General features: G+C 55.6%; 1 protein-coding gene. It reads right to left on the bottom strand.

From position 1 onward, the window contains the following. Positions 1 to 251: 251 nt before the first annotated feature. Positions 252 to 893 (bottom strand): hypothetical protein, encoded by a 642-nt coding sequence (locus tag AWB81_RS43480; RefSeq protein WP_062644776.1) that lies wholly within the window; start codon positions 891 to 893, stop codon positions 252 to 254. Positions 894 to 984: the final 91 nt, after the last annotated feature.

Below are 984 nucleotides of genomic sequence, written 5' to 3'. Positions count from 1 at the left end.
CTTTGCAGCGCAGCTTCCGCACCGCTGAGAAGGCCGTTAACACCTGGTGCGATCAGGTCAAAATCGCCGCGTAGAAACTTGACTCGACTGCTACAAGATCAATTCAGTCAAGGAATCTAGTGGCCGCTGCGCCCCGGAAACCGCCGTCGACCAAGTGCGTGCTCGACTGGCTCTGCAGGGTCGGTGAGCGCCGTCCCCCGAAGTCGACGAAGAACCAAAAAAAAGCGGATCCTAAGATCCGCGAGGTCGGGTTAGCGCGCTTCTTGCCAACCGTTGTCGGTCTTCATCATTGCGAGCGTCTCGGTAAAATTGTAAGTCACATCGTCAGCGTAGTTCTTCATCGGTGTCTGTGCGTCGAAGAAGTTCGTGAGTAGACGCCGGTCCAACGCCGGACACTCTTGGGAAATGCTCTGCACGAGTACTGACTTGATGTCGCTCTGAGCGTCGGCCTGCATCGCGCGTTGCTCGGGGGTCGTGAGGTCATTCATCGGACTGGGGTGCGTCGTTTCATATCTCGGAGAACCGTCGTCGGCGTGCGCTTCGTTGTAAGCCAACATCTCCGTATTGAACTTTTCCAGTCTAGCGTCGAAGTCTGCGTTCATTGCGGTGAAACCCTCGACGTTCTTCATGTGCTGCTTGAGTCGATCGTGATAGCGGCTATCGAGGTCCATCGTGATGCTGTACCTGACCTCCATCCGGTAGTCATTGTCATCGACCGGGATGCCATTGACTTTGTCGAAGCTGCCGATACTGAAATACTTGCAATCACCAAGCCGCGTTTTGATGGCAGCGTTCGCGTCTCCCTCCGACGGCGAATGCGAGCATGCAGCAAGGCTAGCAATCAACGAGACGCACAGTGCCAGACGGCCAACGCCGGTGCGCTGAATAAACATGGTTCTTTTCCTTTCTCGAGAGTGCCGAGTTCTTGCGCCTTTCTCACGGTCTCATCTTGGCGTTCGTGAGCGCCGATCCAGTTCTCGGTAA

The organism is Caballeronia arationis, from assembly GCF_001544975.2.
Classification (GTDB): domain Bacteria; phylum Pseudomonadota; class Gammaproteobacteria; order Burkholderiales; family Burkholderiaceae; genus Caballeronia; species Caballeronia arationis.
The sequence above is the reverse complement of the archived record's forward strand: the minus strand, read 5'-3'. Positions and strand labels throughout refer to the sequence as shown.